The organism is Kitasatospora sp. NPDC086801 (assembly GCF_044745805.1).
Classification (GTDB): Bacteria; Actinomycetota; Actinomycetes; order Streptomycetales; family Streptomycetaceae; genus Kitasatospora.
In genome coordinates, this window is the sequence record NZ_JBIVAX010000006.1 from 91,016 (window position 1) to 106,728 (window position 15,713).

14 protein-coding genes and 1 pseudogene are annotated in these 15,713 nt (G+C 75.1%); 7 read left to right on the top strand and 8 right to left on the bottom strand.

What is annotated here, in order from left to right:
* Positions 1-146: 146 nt before the first annotated feature.
* Complete coding sequence (locus ACIPLC_RS10315) at positions 147-1,406, bottom strand: hypothetical protein (RefSeq protein ID WP_400472523.1); 1,260 nt, start codon at positions 1,404-1,406, stop codon at positions 147-149.
* Between the two features lie 265 nt (positions 1,407-1,671).
* On the opposite strand from ACIPLC_RS10315, the gene ACIPLC_RS10320 reads away from it, so the two are divergent.
* A complete protein-coding gene (locus ACIPLC_RS10320; RefSeq protein ID WP_400472524.1) occupies positions 1,672-2,064 on the top strand; it encodes a hypothetical protein in 393 nt (130 codons plus the stop codon).
* Between the two features lie 53 nt (positions 2,065-2,117).
* Here ACIPLC_RS10320 and ACIPLC_RS10325 read toward each other — a convergent pair whose 3' ends face one another.
* Both ACIPLC_RS10325 and ACIPLC_RS10330 read right to left on the bottom strand, forming a co-directional pair.
* Positions 2,118-2,582, bottom strand: a complete 465-nt coding sequence (locus ACIPLC_RS10325; RefSeq protein WP_400472525.1) for a (2Fe-2S)-binding protein — start codon at positions 2,580-2,582, stop codon at positions 2,118-2,120.
* Between the two features lie 29 nt (positions 2,583-2,611).
* Positions 2,612-4,975, bottom strand: a complete 2,364-nt coding sequence (locus ACIPLC_RS10330; RefSeq protein WP_400472526.1) for a molybdopterin cofactor-binding domain-containing protein — start codon at positions 4,973-4,975, stop codon at positions 2,612-2,614.
* A gap of 410 nt (positions 4,976-5,385) precedes the next feature.
* Here ACIPLC_RS10330 and ACIPLC_RS10335 point away from each other — a divergent pair, with 410 nt between their 5' ends.
* From ACIPLC_RS10335 to ACIPLC_RS10350, 4 genes are all read left to right on the top strand, one after another.
* Positions 5,386-5,727 carry a hypothetical protein gene (locus ACIPLC_RS10335; protein WP_400472527.1) on the top strand — a complete coding sequence of 114 codons (342 nt, stop codon included), beginning with the start codon at positions 5,386-5,388 and terminating at the stop codon, positions 5,725-5,727.
* A gap of 204 nt (positions 5,728-5,931) precedes the next feature.
* Positions 5,932-6,666, top strand: coding sequence for a Mut7-C RNAse domain-containing protein (locus ACIPLC_RS10340; protein ID WP_400472528.1), 735 nt, complete (start codon positions 5,932-5,934; stop codon positions 6,664-6,666).
* Positions 6,667-6,792: 126 nt separating this feature from the next.
* Positions 6,793-7,218, top strand: a complete 426-nt coding sequence (locus ACIPLC_RS10345) for a cupin domain-containing protein (protein WP_400472529.1) — start codon at positions 6,793-6,795, stop codon at positions 7,216-7,218.
* Entirely contained in the window at positions 7,215-9,095 is a 1,881-nt protein-coding gene (locus tag ACIPLC_RS10350) for a CocE/NonD family hydrolase (protein WP_400472530.1), read from the top strand. Before ACIPLC_RS10345 ends, ACIPLC_RS10350 begins: the two co-directional genes overlap by 4 nt.
* Before the next feature lie 57 nt (positions 9,096-9,152).
* On the opposite strand, the gene ACIPLC_RS10355 is transcribed toward ACIPLC_RS10350, so the two are convergent.
* The 4 genes from ACIPLC_RS10355 to ACIPLC_RS10370 all read right to left on the bottom strand — a co-directional run bounded on the left by ACIPLC_RS10355 (position 9,153) and on the right by ACIPLC_RS10370 (position 13,052).
* The gene (locus tag ACIPLC_RS10355) at positions 9,153-10,370 is read right to left on the bottom strand and encodes a cytochrome P450 (protein ID WP_400472531.1); all 1,218 of its coding nucleotides are present in this window, start codon (positions 10,368-10,370) and stop codon (positions 9,153-9,155) included.
* A gap of 102 nt (positions 10,371-10,472) precedes the next feature.
* On the bottom strand, positions 10,473-11,840 hold the full coding sequence (locus ACIPLC_RS10360; RefSeq protein WP_400472532.1) for an NAD(P)/FAD-dependent oxidoreductase: 1,368 nt from the start codon (positions 11,838-11,840) through the stop codon (positions 10,473-10,475).
* Positions 11,830-12,039, bottom strand: a complete 210-nt coding sequence (locus ACIPLC_RS10365; protein ID WP_400472533.1) for a ferredoxin — start codon at positions 12,037-12,039, stop codon at positions 11,830-11,832. The genes ACIPLC_RS10360 and ACIPLC_RS10365 overlap by 11 nt, the downstream gene beginning before the upstream one ends.
* A 194-nt stretch (positions 12,040-12,233) precedes the next feature.
* Positions 12,234-13,052, bottom strand: coding sequence for a hypothetical protein (locus ACIPLC_RS10370; protein ID WP_400472534.1), 819 nt, complete (start codon positions 13,050-13,052; stop codon positions 12,234-12,236).
* A gap of 107 nt (positions 13,053-13,159) precedes the next feature.
* On the opposite strand from ACIPLC_RS10370, the gene ACIPLC_RS10375 reads away from it, so the two are divergent.
* Entirely contained in the window at positions 13,160-13,660 is a 501-nt protein-coding gene (locus tag ACIPLC_RS10375) for an inorganic diphosphatase (protein WP_400472535.1), read from the top strand.
* A 26-nt stretch (positions 13,661-13,686) separates the two neighbouring features.
* Here the strand turns inward: ACIPLC_RS10375 and ACIPLC_RS10380 are convergent, their stop codons facing one another.
* Entirely contained in the window at positions 13,687-14,946 is a 1,260-nt protein-coding gene (locus tag ACIPLC_RS10380) for a pyroglutamyl peptidase (protein WP_400472536.1), read from the bottom strand.
* A 207-nt stretch (positions 14,947-15,153) separates the two neighbouring features.
* On the opposite strand from ACIPLC_RS10380, the pseudogene ACIPLC_RS10385 reads away from it, so the two are divergent.
* Positions 15,154-15,705 (top strand): annotated as a pseudogene (locus ACIPLC_RS10385) (TerD family protein); the annotation flags it as partial.
* Positions 15,706-15,713: the final 8 nt, after the last annotated feature.

Genomic DNA, 15,713 nt, shown 5'->3' on the forward strand with positions numbered 1-15,713 from the left:
CTGCGGCGCCGCCCAGGCCCGCGAGTGCCAGCAGTGAACGGCGCCTGATCATCCAGCATCCCTTGGTGGCGGGGTGGTTGAGGTGGGGTCAGCCTAGGTGGTCCGGACCGGCCGGGCCAGGGGTGGTGGTGGGCGTGGGGCGGTCGTCAGCGCAGGACGGCGAGGACGGCGCCCCACTGCGAGGTGGTCTGCCCGGTGGCGGCGCAGTGGTCCGGATCCGTCGCGATCCGGTGGGCGGTGGTGAGGCGGTAGGAGGAGAGCCGCAGCGCCGGGAGGCCGGTCCAGCCGGTGCCGAACTCGGGGGCACTGCCGCTGTTGCTGCCGACCGTGCCCACCAGGAGGTCGCCGGGGGCGCAGGCGGCGGCGTTGGCCGCGGTGGAGAAGGTGGTCCCGCCGGCGTCACCGGAGGCGCGGCCGACGGCCCGGACGGCGGAGACGCCGCGGAACTCGTCGACGGCGACGTGGTACTTGCTCGCCCGCGGGTGGGCGACGCGGATCGAGTCCTCCGTGGTCAGCGCGCCCGCCCCGAAGGCCGCGAGGAGGAGCACCCGGTGCCGGAGCGAGTCGGTGACGTCCCCGACGGTCCGGAACCGGTCGCCCTGGCTGTCGGTGACCGTGACCGCCCCGGGGCAGGTGCTGGTCAGCATCATCGTGACCACCAGGGCGTCACCCCGGGTGACGGGGGAGAGCACCGGAAGGACGACCTCGGTACCGGAGACGGCCTGCTGGTCGAAGGCGACCCGGGAGGCCCAGGACGGGCCGGAGTCGTCGCTGGCCGTGCGCTCCGTCGCCGGCCGGGGGCCCGGTGCGGGGCGGGCGGCCGCTTCGGCGGTCTCGGCCTCGGTGTCCCCGGACGGGCAGCCGTGCGCGGACGGGGGCTGGGCGTTCGGCGCGCGGAAGCCGACCACGCCGAGCGTGCTGCCGACGCCGAGCACCACGCCGAGGAGCAGGCAGAACGCGTGGGTCCAGATCCGGCGGCGGCTCCGGCCCGGTGCGGCCGGGGGCTCGGCGGCGGTGTCGACCCTGGTGTCGGCCGTGGTGTCGGCGGCGACCGGCGGCCCCGAGGGCTCGACCGGTGGTGCCGCCGGTGCCGGTGGTGCCGCCGGTGCCGGTGGTGCCGGTGGTACCGACCCCCCGTCGGCGGCGGCGCTCCACCGGCGGTGCCACTCGGCCTCGTCACCGCCGCAGGCCCGGACGTAGGCCCTGGTCGTGGTCCAGGACGGGAGGCGCGAGCCGGAGGCCGCCTCGTGGAGCGTGGTGTGGGAGATGGAGCCGGCCGTCTTCGCCATCGTGCGGAACGAGGGCTGGCCCGCCCCCAGGCGCAACCGGCGCAGGTCGGCGGCGAGGGCCTCCGCCGCGCTCGGGGCCTGTTCTCGCTCCGCGGGTTGCGACTCCTGTTCCGCCATGGCGTCCCCCTGTTGTCAGATGTCAGATCCAACGGCGACCGGCATGTGCTTGTCGCGTACGGATCATAGTGACGCGTGGCTGCGGCGTTACGTGATCGACGGACTCCGGTTGGCAGGACGGGGTGTTCGGGGCGGGCGTCGGCCGGTGTCAGGTGTTGTCAGTTTCCGTCAGGCGGTACCGAACACCGTGGGAAGTCGGGTCAGCTGTCCCAGTCGCCGCGGCCAACGGGGCGGCGCAACGGTCCGACCGAACAGGGGAATCGACATGGCCAAGGGCATCCTCAAGAAGATCGGCCGCCGTGGCGCGACCGCGGCGGCCGTGGTGGCGCTGGCCGCCGGCGCGGTGGGCGTCTCGGCGGGCAGCGCGTCCGCCGACGGCTGGTACGAGCTCCGCTACCACGCGAGCGGCCACGGTGTGGGCGTCTACGCGCAGCAGTACTCCTGGACGGCCAAGGTCGCCGGCGACCTGGGGTCGTACACGTGGTCGTCCGACGAGATCTACATCGAGTGCTGGACCAGGGGCGAGGACATCAACAGCCAGGGCAACGTCTGGTACCAGGTGGGCGGGACGAACGGCAACTTCTTCGGACCGGCCTACGTCTACGGCGCGTACGCCGACGGCAACTGGTACTTCCACAACGGCCTGCGGGCGTGCTGACGACCGGCTGAACCCGTCCGCCCCGCCCGCGCCCCGGGCGGGGCGGCGTGCCGTCAGCCGGACACCTGCCGGGCGGCCGCCTGCTTGATGGCCTCGCGGATCCGCGGGTAGCTGCCGCAGCGGCAGATGTTCTGGATCTGGTCGATGTCCGCGTCGGTCGGGTTCGGGGTGCGGCGCAGCAGGGCGACGGCGGTCATGATCTGGCCGGGCTGGCAGAAGCCGCACTGGGCGACGTCGCAGCCGAGCCAGGCCTCCTGGACGGGGTGCAGGGTGTCGCCGTCGGCCAGGCCCTCGATGGTGGTGACGCTGTGGCCCTCGCAGTCCTTGACGGAGCGGGTGCAGGGCTGGAACTCCTCGCCGTCCAGGTGGCTGGTGCAGGCGCGGCAGACGCCCACCCCGCAGCCGTACTTGGGGCCGGTGACGCCGAGCTTGTCGCGCAGCACCCAGAGCAGCGGCATGTCGTCCGGGGCCTCGACGGTGACGGGGTGCCCGTTGAGGACGAAGGTGTGGGTGGGCATGGGGTGGTGGGGTTCCTTGGCTGGGGGAGTCAGAAGTTGATCGGGAAGGAGCGCGGGCTGGTGCCGGTCGCGCGGGCGTAGGCGTTGGCGACCGCGGCGGAGGCCGCCGGGACGCCCAACTCGCCGGCGCCGCCGGGCGGTCCGCTCGGCGGCATGAGGTGGATCTCGACGACGGGCGGGGTGTGCCGCTGCCGGGCGTACCGGAAGTCGGCGTAGCTTCCTTCGCGCACGGCGCCGTTGTCGATGTGGTTGCCGGCTTGCAGGATCACCGAGATGCCGTCGATCAGGGCGCCGGTCAGCTGGGCCTCCAGGCCCCGGGGGTTGATGATCCGGCCGACGTCGGCGGCGATCACGGCCTTGGTGACCCGGGGGTCGGTCGGGTCGGTGGCGTCCAGCTCGACCAGGTAGGCGGCGCACCCGCTGTTCTCGTCGTGGTAGCCGATGCCCTGGGCCTGGCCGGGGGGCATCGGGCGGCCCCAGTCGCCGGCCTTGGCGACGGTGTCGAGGACGGCCCGGCCGGCGGCGCTGCGCAGCCGGGCGCGGCGGAACGCGACGGCGTCCTGGCCCATCCGGCGGGCGAGTTCGTCCATCATGATCTCGTCGGCGACCCGGACGGTGCCGGAGTAGACCGACCGCCAGCTGCCGGTGGGCACGTCCAGCGGTACTTCGGCGAGCAGCTGGGTGGGGATGCCGACGTTGTACGGGTTCTTCTCGCTGAGCAGGAAGAAGGCCTGGGCGAGGCTGAGCCCGGCGAGCGAGAGGTTGAAGCCGGCGCCGGTGAGCATCTCGCCGAGGCCGTGCCGGAAGTCGGTCTTGACGGTGGCGGCGCGGTGCTCGTAGCTGAGCACCTGGCCGAGCGCGTAGGTGGCCCGGATCCGGTGGTGGCTGGCCGGGCGCATCCGGCCGTGGCGCATGTCGTCGTTGCGCGTCCACATGAGTTTGACCGGCCGGCCCGCGGCCTTGGAGATCTGGGCGGCCTCCAGGGCGGCGTCGAAGAACAGCCGGCGGCCGAAGGAGCCGCCGCCGCGCACCACGTGGACGGTCACGGCGTTCTGCGGGAGGCCGAGTTCGGCGGCGATGGTCTGCTGGGCGACGATCGGCGTCTGCGAGGCGAACCACAGTTCGGCCCGGTTCGGCCGCACGTCGGCGACGGCGGTCAGCACCTCCATCGGCGCGTGGTTGACGAAGGCGAAGTCGAACTCGCCGTCCACGTACTGGGTGAGCAGCGGGGGGATGAGGAACGGCGCGTGGGCGGCGCGCAGTCGGGTGCGGATGTCGGGGGTGGACAGGTTGGCGACCGGGCCCGGGTTCCAGGAGGTGCGCAGCGCGTCGCGGGCCTTGAGCGCCTGGTCGAAGGTCTCGGCGAGGACGGCGACGCCGCTGGGGATCCGGACCACGCCGAGCACGCCGGGCATGGCGCGGGCGGCCGAGGCGTCCAGGGTCCTGAGCGTGCCGTTGATGGTGGTCGGGCGGGCGACCACGGTGGGGACGGCGCCCGGGATCGCGAGGTCCCCGGCGTACTTGGCACGGCCGGTGACGATGTCGCGGGCGTCGATCCGGCCGGTGGGCTTGCCGACCAGGCGCAACTGGTCGGCGGTCTTGGGGGAGCCGGACACGGCGGGCAGGGCGATGGCGGCGGCGTCGGCGGCGAGGTCGCCGTAGCCGGCGCGGCGGCCGTCGGGGGCGAGGACGGCGGAGTCGGCGGTGCGCAGGGTGTCTGCCGGAACGTTCCAGCGCCGCGCGGCGGCGGTCACCAGCCGGGCGCGGGCGGCGGCCGCCGCGGCGCGCACCGGGTCGTAGAGCGAGCGCACCGAGTTGGAGGCGCCGGTCAGCTGGTTGAAGAGCAGTTCGGGGCGCCCGTCGGAGAGCGGGACGTCCACGTCGCCGAGCCGGGCGTCGAGTTCCTCGGCGACGAGCATCGCGATGGCTGTGGTGAGGCCCTGGCCGACCTCCAGCCGGGGCAGGTGCAGCACGGCGCGCCCGGCGGCGGTGAGTTCCAGGACGAGCAGGTGCGAGGTCGGCAGGCCGGCGATGATCAGCGCGTCGCCCAGGTCGAGGATGTCCGGGATGCCGGGCAGACCGATCAACTGCGAGGGGGCGGCGGCGTCCTGGGTGGCCGCGGCGGCGCGGACGGCGGCCTGCGCGGTGGCGGGCGCGGCGGCGTCGAGGCCGAGCCGGGCGCCGACGGTGAGGGTCGGGGCGGCCAGCAGGTAGGTGAGGAACCGGCGGCGGCGAGTGCCGGCGCCGTCCCGTGCGTCGCCCGGGTGGTCGGTGTCGTCCGAGGGGGCGATGGAGGTGCTGATGGGAAGAGCCCTTCGAGCCGATGACGGCGGCGGATCGGGCGGGCACGACGGCGCCGGGCCCGGTGCCGGATCGCGAACGCCGTTGAGCATAGGAGGGCGTTACTGACCGGTCAATACGGCAAAACTTGGCCCTTCGACGGGGTCGTCGGCGTCCGACGGGCCCCGGGCGAGGCGGATTCGGAGCGGGTACGGACGGCGCGGCGGAGGTACGGGCGGGCCCGGTTCGGGGCCCGCGCGAGGAGCGATTCGCCGCCGTCGTACGGGGGTTCAGCGCTCGCCCGCCGGTGCGGTGGGGCCCGGAAGTGGACCAAGGAGTTCCGTGATCACTGGACCTTACCGCCGGTCCGCTCCCTCCCTGGGCTGGGCCGCGAACGGTTGCGAACACCCGGCCCGCGCGCCGCCCCCAGCCAGGAGACCCGTGTCGACCAGCAGCGCCCCGGCGCTCGCCCTCATCCCGCCCGCCGGGCCCCAACGGACCCTCACCGCAGCCCAGTTGGCCGGTGCGGGCGGTCGCCGCGCTGCTGGTGGCGGCCTCCGTCCTCCAGGTGATCGGCGAGATGCGGCAGTCGGCGGGCTCCTGGCAGATCAGCTTCGACCTCGCCCCGCCCGAGCGGATCGGCCAGTACCAGGGCTTCTTCGGCACCGGCGTGGCCGTCGCCCGCACCCTCGGGCCGCTGCTGCTGACCACCCTGCTGCTGGACGGCGGGCTCGCGGGCTGGCTGGTCCTGGGCGGCCTCTTCCTGGCGGCCGGGTACGCGATGGGGCCGGTCGTCCGCTGGGCCGAGCGCGACCGGGCCGGCGGCTGCCCGACGCCTGTCACCTCCGCCGTCGCGGTCCCGTAGCGGCCCTCCTCGCCGGCCCTCCCCGCAGGCCCTCCCCGCAGGGCCGACGCCCCTCGAGCCGGCCCTGCGCGCCGCCCCGACCCGGCTGCTCAGCCCCGGTCGGGGCCCGCGCCGGCCGCCGCCGCCGCGAACCCGCCCGAGAATGCTCCGACGGCTGACCGGAAACCGGTGGCCCGGGCCGCCGCCCGCTGGCATGCTGGCCGCGTGGACCGACCCCAGATCTGGCTCGACTTCGCCCCCGAGCTGCACCTCTTCGTCTCCGGGCCCCGGCGGGCCGGCCGCTCGGCGCTGCGCACCGACGGCACCTCGACGCTCGGCCACGTCGTCGAGTCCCTGGGCGTCCCGCTCACCGAGGTCGGCACCCTGCTGGTGGACGGCCGGCCGGTGCCCGGGTCGCACGTGCCGGTCGACGAGGAACACGTCACCGTCCGGGCCGTGGACCGGCCGCAGCCCTCGCCCGCCCCACCGCGCTTCCTGCTCGACGTCCACCTCGGCACCCTCACCCGCCGGCTGCGCCTGCTCGGCGTCGACGCCGCCTACGAGAACCCGGACATCGGCGACGCCGCGCTCGCCGCCCGCTCCGCCGCCGAGCAGCGCGTCCTGCTCTCGCGCGACCGGGGGCTGCTGCGCCGCCGCGAACTGTGGGCCGGCGCCTACGTCTACAGCCACCGCCCCAACGAGCAGCTGCGCGACGTGCTCTCCCGCTTCGCGCCCCCGCTCGTCCCGTGGAGCCGCTGCACCACCTGCAACGGCACGCTGCGCGAGGTCGACAAGACCTCGGTGCGCGAGCAGCTGCGGGACGGCACCGAGCGCTCCTACGACGTCTTCGCCCAGTGCGTCGACTGCGGCCAGGCCTACTGGCGCGGCGCCCACCACGCCCGGCTGGACGCGATCGTCACCGACGCCCTCCGCGAGTTCGGCACGCCCGCCGGCGGCTAGGGCGTGTCTGGGCCGCGCGTCGGACTCCGGGACATCTCAGGGTGGCGGCCGGGCGCCGGGGCGTGTTCTCATCGGCGGTGGGGGGCGGGACCAAGGTACTCCGTGACGCGAGAGAGGCCGGGTCGGATGAGCAGTCAGCCAGCGCAACAACCGTTCCAGACAGCGGACGTCGGTGACGTCCAGGTGGTGACCGCACCGGACGGAGCCGCGGTGTTCCCGCTGCTGGTCCTGGACGGGCAGGGGAGCCTCGCCGTGTTCGAGCTCGCCCCCGGGCAGGTGTCGCGCGCGGTGTCGCACGCCACCGTGCAGGAGCTGTGGCAGGTCGTCGAGGGCGCCGGGCGGCTGTGGCGCCGCCAGGGCGGGCGGGAGGAGACCGTCCGGCTCGCGCCCGGGACGGCGGCCTCGATCCCGCTCGGCACGGCGTTCCAGTTCCGGGCCGAGGAGGACGCCGACCGGCCGCTGCGGATCGTGGCCGTCACCATGCCGCCCTGGCCCGGCACCGACACCGAGGCCAGGCCCGAGGAAGGCCCCTGGAAGGCGACCTCCCGGTGAGCCGGGCAGGGGGGATCCCGCGCCGCCCGCTGGCGGCGCTGGTCGCGACCGCGGCCGTCCTCGGACTCGCGGCGGCGCCCGCCGCGGCCGCCCCGACCACCGAGCCGCACCTGCGGTCGCGCTACGTGACGATGCCCGACGGCGTCCGCCTCGCCGTCGACGTCTGGCTGCCCGAGGGCACCAGGGCCGGCGCGAACCTGCCCACCGTCCTGGTCACCCAGCGCTACTGGCGGGCCCGGGTCTACCCCGGGGCGCCCGGCAACGACGGCCGCAGCAACGACGCCGACGGCTGGAACGCCCGCGGCTACGCCTACGTGGTCGCCGACCTGCGCGGCACCGGCGCCTCCTTCGGCACCCTGAGCTCCGAACTCGGCGCCGACACCGTCGCCGACAGCGGCCCGCTCAGCGACTGGATCGCCGCCCAGCCCTGGTCCAACGGCCGGGTCGGCACCACCGGCGTCTCCTACGGCGGCGACACCGCGATGCTCGCCACCGCCCTGGGCAACCACCACATCACCGCCGCCGCCCCGATCTCCTACGACTTCGACCCGTACGAGGACCTGGTGCGCCCCGGCGGCCTGCTCATCGAGCCCCGGATCGCCCCGTACGCGCTGCTGCTGCGCATCCTCGACCAGGCCGGCGGCACCACCTGCGACACCGACGAACGGACCCGGCAGGTCTGCGCGGCCACCGGCCTCACCGGCGCCGTGCCCCGGCCGGTCGACGGCCCGGACGGACCGGCCCTGCTCGCCGCCGCACGCGCCGAGCACGCGGGCAACGCCAACCTGGTCGACATGGCCGAATCCGGTGTGTACCGCGACTACCAGGACGGCCCGAAGAGCTGGACCGTCGGCAGCGTCGGCGAGCGGGCCGCCGCCGTCGAAGCCGGCGGCGTCCCCGTGCTCACCGACGCCGGCTGGCTCGACGCGGGCACCGCGAACGGCGTGCTCTCCCAGTTCACCGGCCTCTCCAACACCCAGGACGCCTGGATCGGCCCGTGGAGCCACGGCCAGGGCTACCTCGCCGACCCCTTCCAGCCCGCCCGCCACCTCACCGACCAGGAACGCGCCCAGCTCGCCCAGCGGACGTTCGACTTCTTCGACCGCTACGTACGGGCCGACGGCCGCCCCGACGGCACCCGGCAACTGCACTACTACACCTTCAACGAGGGCGTCTGGCGCACCACCACCCGCTGGCCGCTGCCCGGCACCCGCCCGCAACGGCTCTACCTCGGCGAGGACGCCACGCTCAGCCGCCGACGGCCCGAGCCGGACGACCGCCCCGGCGCCGACCTGCTGCGCCTCGACCCCACCGCCGGCACCGGCCCGCTGGACCGCTGGAACACCAACCTCACCGGCAACCAGGTCAGTTACCCCGACCGTGCCGCCGTGGACGCCAAACTCCTCAGCTACACCACCCCGCCGCTGACCGGAGACACCCGGGTGGCCGGCAACGGCCGCGTCACGCTCGACGTCACCGGCCTCGACGGCACCGCCCGGGGCGCCCTGCACGTCTACCTGGAGGACGTCGCCCCCGACGGCCGGGTCACCTACCTGACCGAGGGCCAACTCGCCCTCGCTGACCGGGCCGTGGCCGACCGGGACGACAACCCCGACTGGCGCCGGCTGCGCACGCCCCGCAGCTACGCGGCCACCGACGCGGCGCCCTTCCCGCAGGGCCGGGCCCGGCAGGTCACCATCGACCTCCAGCCCGTCGCGGTGCTCTTCCGGGCCGGCGAGCGGATCCGGCTCACCGTCGCCGCCGCCAACCCGGACTCCTTCCAACTGCTCCCGGCCGACGGCCGGGCGAGCTACCGGATCGGGCACGGCGGAGCCGACCCGTCCTACCTGGAGCTGCCGGTGGTGCGGACTCCGTAGCCTTCGTGAACGCGCGCGGGCCCGGGAGGCCGCCGTGGTTCCGCGGGCCCGGGCCGCTCAGTCCCTGACCCCCGAGAGTGCGAGCGGCAGGTGCCGGGGCCCGCGCAGGACGGGGCTGCGCCGGTACTCGGGCGGGTCCTGGAGCAGCCGGGGGCCGTCCAGGCGGTGGATGAGCGCGGTGAGCGCGAGCTGCGCCTCGACCCTGGCGAGCGGTGCGCCGAAGCAGCTGTGCACGCCGCTGCCGAAGCCGAGGTGCTGGTTGTCCTGGCGGTTCGGGTCGAAGCGGTCGGGCTCCTGGAACCGCAGAGGGTCCCGGTTGCCCGAGGCGAGCACCAGGATCAGCGGCGCGCCCTTGGGGACGGTGACGCCGGCGACCTCGATGTCGGTCAGTGCGGTGCGCTGCGGCAACAGCTGGACCGGGGGTTCGTAGCGCAGCAGCTCCTCCACCGCGCGCGGCATCAACTCCGGCTTGTCCCGCAGCAGTTCCAGGGTCTCCGGGTGGCGCAGCAGGGTGAGCACGCCGTTGGTGATCAGGTTGACGGTCGTCTCGTGCCCGGCGATGAGCAGCAGGACCGCGGTGGCCATCAGCTCCGGCTGGGTGAAGCCGCCCGACGGGCCCGGGTCGTTGACGAAGGCGGAGAGCATGTCGCCGGACGGCTTGCCCCGGCGGCTCTCGGCGAGCTCGCCGAGGTACGTCCCCATCTCCATCCGGGCCTGCGTGGCCAGGCGCTGCCGCTCGGCCGGATCGCTGTCGGGAGTGGGGTCGAAGCCCGCGATCAGCGTCTCGGACCAGGCGTGGAACCGAGGCTCGTCCTCGCGCGGCACACCGAGCAGCCGGCAGATGACGGTGACCGGGAGCGGGTAGGCGAAGTCCTCGACCAGGTCGATCCGGTCGCGGCCCCGGAGCCCGTCGATCAGTTCCCGGGTGATCTGCGCGATCTCGTCGTGCATGGCGTCGACCCGCGCGGGCGCGTGGGGTGGGCCGAAGGGCCGCATGGCGATGTTGCGCAGCCGTTCGTGCTCGGGGTCGTCCCGGCCGATGAAGGCGACCGGGACGACCCCGGACGCCTCGTCCGGGACGGTGCGGTTGCGGCGGTCCGAGCTGATCCTCGGGTCGTGGAGCAGCGCGGCGACCTCGTGGTAGGTGCCGACCAGGTAGCTGCCGTCGTCCTGGCGGGCCACGCCGTGGTCGCGGAGCTCGGCGTAGAGGGGGTAGGGGTCGGCGCGGTTGGCGTAGTCGGTGATCCGGCGGAACAGGGTGTCGGCGGCGGCCATGCGCGGGGCTCCTCGGGGGTGGCGGCGGCGGGGGTGGCGGCGGTGGTCCTTGACGGGCGGCGCGTCCGGTGGGCGGGCGCCCGTCGAACGGCGGCGGGTGGCTCAGCCGCCCCAGTGCCTCAGGGTCAGCCGCCGGTCGGGCAGGTAGCCGGTGAGGGCGACGGTGGGGCCGTGCGAGAGGACCTTCGGGTCGGGCACGTCGGAGGGGACCGGAATGCGGGAGGCGGGCTGCTCCACGCCGTCCCAGTCGGGCGGGAACGGCGCGGCGGCCTCGATCAGCCGCTGGTAGTGCTCCAGCCACTTGGCCCGGTTCACGCTGACGGCGGCCGTGATCCGGCCCCGGTACCCGTAGACCGCGACGAGCCGGCGCTCCTCGACCGAGCCCTGGGCGAGGACCACGTGGTCGGAGAAGGTGGGCACGCCGACGGACTTGATGTTGAGCCCGAACTGGCTGGACCAGAAGGAGGGGACGCTCAGGTGCGGCCGCCGTTGCGGCCCCGGGCTGACCATGTTGTGCGCCGCCACCTCGGCCTGCGCGACCGCGTTGCCCCAGTGTTCGAGGGAGAGCAGCTGGTACTCGAAGAGGGGGTGCGGGAAGCGGGCGACGTCGCCCGCGACGAAGACGTCGTCGGTGACGATCCCGTACATGTTGAAGGCGCGGCAGCCCGCGTCGCAGGCCACGCCGCGCGGACCGGCGGCGAGCCCCGAGTCGGCCAGCCATTCGGTGTTGCGGACGGCGCCCAGGGCGACCACGGCGACGTCCGCGTCGATCCGGCTGCCGTCGGAGAGCTCGGCGCCGGTGAGCCGGCCCGCTCGGCCGGTCAGCGCGGAGACGGTCACCCCGCAGCGCAGGTCGACGCCGTGGGCGAGCTGGACCTTGGCCGCGAGGGCGCCGAAGGCCCCGCCGAGGGCCCCGACCAGCGGGGCGGGGCCGCGCTCCGCGACGGTCACCGCCAGACCGCGCTCCCGGCAGGCGGAGGCGATCTCGGAGCCGGTGAACCCGGCACCGATCACCAGCACCCGCCGGGGGCCGGCGTCCAGCCGCGCGGCCAGGCCGGCCGCGTCCTCGGCGGTGCGCAGGGTGAACACCCCGTCGAGTGCGGCCTGCTCGGCCTTCGGCCAGGGTCTGGCCCGGGTGCCGGTGGCGATCAGCAGCCGGTCGTAGGGCAGCCGCTCGCCGTTCGCGAGCAGGACCTGCCGGCCGGCCCCGTCCACCCCGGTGGCGCGGACGCCGAGCTTCCACTCCGCGTCCACCTCGCGGCGCCGGGGCAGCGCCGTCTCGTTGGCTCGCACCCGCCCGAGCAGCACCTGCTTGGACAGCGGCGGCCGGTCGTACGGGGGAGGGCGTTCCTCGCCGACGAGGGTCAGCTGCCCGGTGAAGCCCTCGTCCCGCAGCGTCTCGGCGGCGCGCAGACCGGCGAGCGAGGCGCCGACGATGACGATCCGGCCGCTCTTGAGGTCATCGGGCATCGGACTCGGCCTCCTCCTCGACCAGGATGGCCTGCACCGGGCAGGCCGCGACGGCCCGCCGGACGCGGTCACGCTGGTCCTCGGGGGCCTGCGGGGTGTACAGCAGGGCCTCTTCACCGTGCAGCTCGAACACTTCGGGGGCGAGGAATGCGCACTGTGCGTAGCCCTGACAGCGGTTGAGGTCGACGACGATCTTCACGGTCTCTCCTCCCGGCGTCTGTGTCCGTCCTACCGCCGCCGGAACGGCCGCGCGCCCGGTACTGCTCCGTGGGAGCGGTCGCGGAGAGTGGCCGCCGAGGAACGCAGGCGGCCCGGGACCAGCCGACGGGGCCGCCCGCGGAGGGCCGGAAGGCCCTTGGCGGCCCTGACGACACGCCGTCGTCAGACACGCCCCTAGTTCGGCGACTCCAGGCCGAGGGTCCAGCGGTGGGTGGTGTAGCCGCCCATCCGGGTCGGGTGGCGCTCCACGAGCGTCACGGCCAGGCCGTCGGCCGTGCGGCGCAGCGTGCCGGTGAACCGTTGCAGGTCGTCGCCGGACAGCGGGAGCAACTCGGCGAGCACGGTGGTGTCGAGGTCGCGCCCGACGGCGCGCAGCACCCCCGCGTCCAGCACCAGGACGGTGCCGTCGGCCAGTACCACCGGGGCGGGGGCCTGCGGGTCGGCGAGCAGCGGGCCGCTCTCGATCCCCCCGCCGGGCAGCAGCCGCACCACCCGGCTCCCGGTCGGCCGGCGGCGGTCGGTCTCGACGACGCGCAGGCCGCTGCCGACCACGTAGTGGCCGTAGCTGCGCCAGGAGTCGACCAGGGTGGCGTCCCGGTCGTAGGACCAGGTGTCGAAGGCGCCGTAGCCCTCCAGACCGAGCACGAAGCGGCCGCCGTCCAGGGCCGCGCCGCGCTCGCCGCGCAGTTCGGCGACCACGGCGCCGTCGTCGAGGTCCAGCAGCAGGGCCGGGCCGAGGTGGCCCCAGGCGGTGTACTCGAAGGAGTCGGTGGTGACCAGCGCCCGGCCGCCGGAGAGGTGGGCCGCGTTCGGGCGCCCCGCGCAGGGGCGGCGCCAGCGGACCAGGCCCTCGGTGTCGACACAGCTGATCTCGCCGTCCCGGCCGTACAGCGCCAGGCCGCTCTGGCGGGCCAGCGGCCCCTCCGGGCGCCCCTGCGGCCGCCCTCCGCTGCGCCGGTGGTGGTTCTGGACCGTGGCACGCCAACTCCCCATGATCCGGATGCTAACGGACGCCACCGGGCCGCGGAGGGCGTTTGCGGAGGGTGCCCGGACGGCCGGGACGGCGGACAATCTCCCCAGGAGCAGAGGAGGAGGCCGCGGTGGAGTTCGAGGTGTTGATCGAGACCCCGCAGGGTTCGCGGAACAAGTACGTGATGGACTTCGTGGCGGGCCGGATCCGCCTCGACCGGACCCTGTTCACCGCCACCCGCTACCCCGCGGACTACGGCTACGTCGAAGGCACCCTCGGCGGCGACGGGGAGCCGCTGGACGCGCTGGTGCTCGGCGGCGAACCGGCCGTGCCGGGGTGCGTGGTCACCTGCCGGGCGGTCGGCATGTGGGTGATGCGGGACGAGCGTGGGCCGGACCAGAAGGTGCTGTGCGTCCCCGCCCACGACCCGCGCTACGCCGACCTGCGCGACGTCGGCGACCTGCGCGAGTTCGACCTGCTGGAGATCACCCACTTCTTCCAGGTCTACAAGGACCTGGAGCGCGGCAAGGCGGTCGAGGGCTCGCACTGGGCGGGCCGGGAGGACGCGTACGCGCAGATCGCCGAGTCCCGGGCCCGCGCGGCGGGGACGCGCTTCGCCGGGCCGGTGTAGCCGGGCCCGCCGCGCGGGCCCCGGACTCAGAACCGGGCGTGACGCAGGATCTCGCGGACCTGGTCGGCGATGGCGGCCTCGTTCTGCTCGAACTCCGGGGCGGTGAGGCGGTCCTGCTGGGCGGGCAGGCCGGTGAGCACGGGGGTGTGCAGGTGGCCGCCGGGGAGGTCGGGGGCGAGGTCCAGGCGCAGCCGGTTGGAGCGGTAGGCGACCTCGTTGGACAGGTACCCGCCGCCGCCTCCGGCGACCGCGCGGGAGCCGGGGGTGGGCCCGTCCGCGCGGTCGACGGGGTCGACGCCGCCCTCGGGGATCTCGGTGACGGTGGTGTTGAGGCGGACGGGGTAGGGCTGTTGGACGGCCGTCATGGCGTCGGTGGGCAGGGTGGTGCGGATGAACTCCGGGCCGTCGGCCAGGCCCGGGGCGGTGACCGGGTGCTGCCGGGTGCCGCCGGAGAGGGTGCCGGTGTTGTCGGTGGCGGGATCGGCGGAGCGGGCCCGCCCGGCCCAGTCCTCCAGGGTGAACAGGCCCGGGTAGCCCTGGCTGATGCTGGTGATCAGGTCGGCGGCCTGCGGGCCGGGGACGAGGTGCGGGCCGAAGGCGCGCTCGACGACGCCGTCGTCGAAGTCGCCGTAGCGGACCGGCAGCAGGACGGCCCGGACCTCGGCGGGGCTGCCGTCGGCGAGGGTGATCCGCTGCCCGTGCAGTTGCAGGACGGCCGCGCCGGAGGGGTTGGCGCGGCGCGGCTCGGTGTCGAGGCCGTACGGGTCGAAGCCGCTGACGAAGATCCGCCGGACGCCGGGGGCGGCGGTGAAGCCGTCGTCGAGGCCTCGGGAGGCGTCCTCGAAGCGGGCCCGCAGGTCGGCCGGGTCGACCTCGAACCCGGGTTGCCAGCGGGCCAGTTGGACGGTCATGGCGAGCCTGGTCCAGTACAGCGGGCGGTCGTCGCGGGCGGGGAGTTCGCCGCTGGGCCGCCGGCCCTGGGCCCGGTCCACCCCGGCCTGCCAGAGCGCCCGGCCCCAGACGCCCGCCACCCGCTCCGCCTGCCGGGCGTTCCGGGCGGCGCACAGGGCGGCGGGGAAGCCCCGGAGCAGGTCGCGCAGGCCGGAGCGCTCGGTGAAGGCGGTCGTCCGCTGGTCCTGGAGCCGGGCCTGTTCGGCGTCCACCGGGGCCGTGCCGACGACCCGGCAGCCGGCCGGTGCCGCCTGGGCGGCGGCCGGGGCGAGCAGGGCGGCGAGGGTGCCGGTGAGGGCGGCGGCCAGGGTGGCGGCGCGGCGAAGGCGTGTCATGTTCCCTGACAATAGGTCGGGAGGTGGCGCCCCGCCAGAGCGCCCGGCCCGAGCGCCCCGGCCGGCAAGGCCGCGCTGCGGGCCCGTGGCCTGCTGGAACGTCCCGTCCGGTCCTGACGGGCGGTCGGGAACCGGCGCGAGTTCTACAGCGTTGTCGTGGTCGAACAGCGGAAACAGCGGTAATTCGAACGGTTGCGGAGGAGTCCCATGAGTGTGGCCCTGACGAAGGGCGGCAACGTCTCCCTGGGCAAGCAGGCCCCCGGGCTGCGGGTGGTGCGGGTCGGCCTCGGTTGGACGGCCGGCGCCGGGTACGACCTGGACGCCAGCGCCCTGCTCTGCGACGCCTCCGGGAAGGTCGTCTCGGACCAGCACTTCGTCTTCTTCAACAACCTGCAGAGCCCGGACGGCTCGGTCCGCCACCAGGGCGGCGCCGGTGGCGGCGACGACCGGGAGCGGATCGACGTCCGGCTCGCGGACGTCCCGGCCGGGGTGGAGAAGATCGTCTTCGCGGTCGCGGTCTACGACGCGACGCAGCGGCGCCAGAGCTTCGGCCAGGTCCGCGGCGCGTACATCCGGCTCACCGACCCGGAGGGCGGCGCCGAGACGGCCCGCTACGACGTGGCGGCCGAGGCGGGCAGCGAGACGGCGATGGTGTTCGGCGAGCTCTACCGGCACGGTGCGGACTGGAAGTTCCGGGCCGTCGGGCAGGGGTACGCGTCGGGGCTCGCGGGCATCGCCGCCGACTTCGGGGTGGACGTCCTGCAACC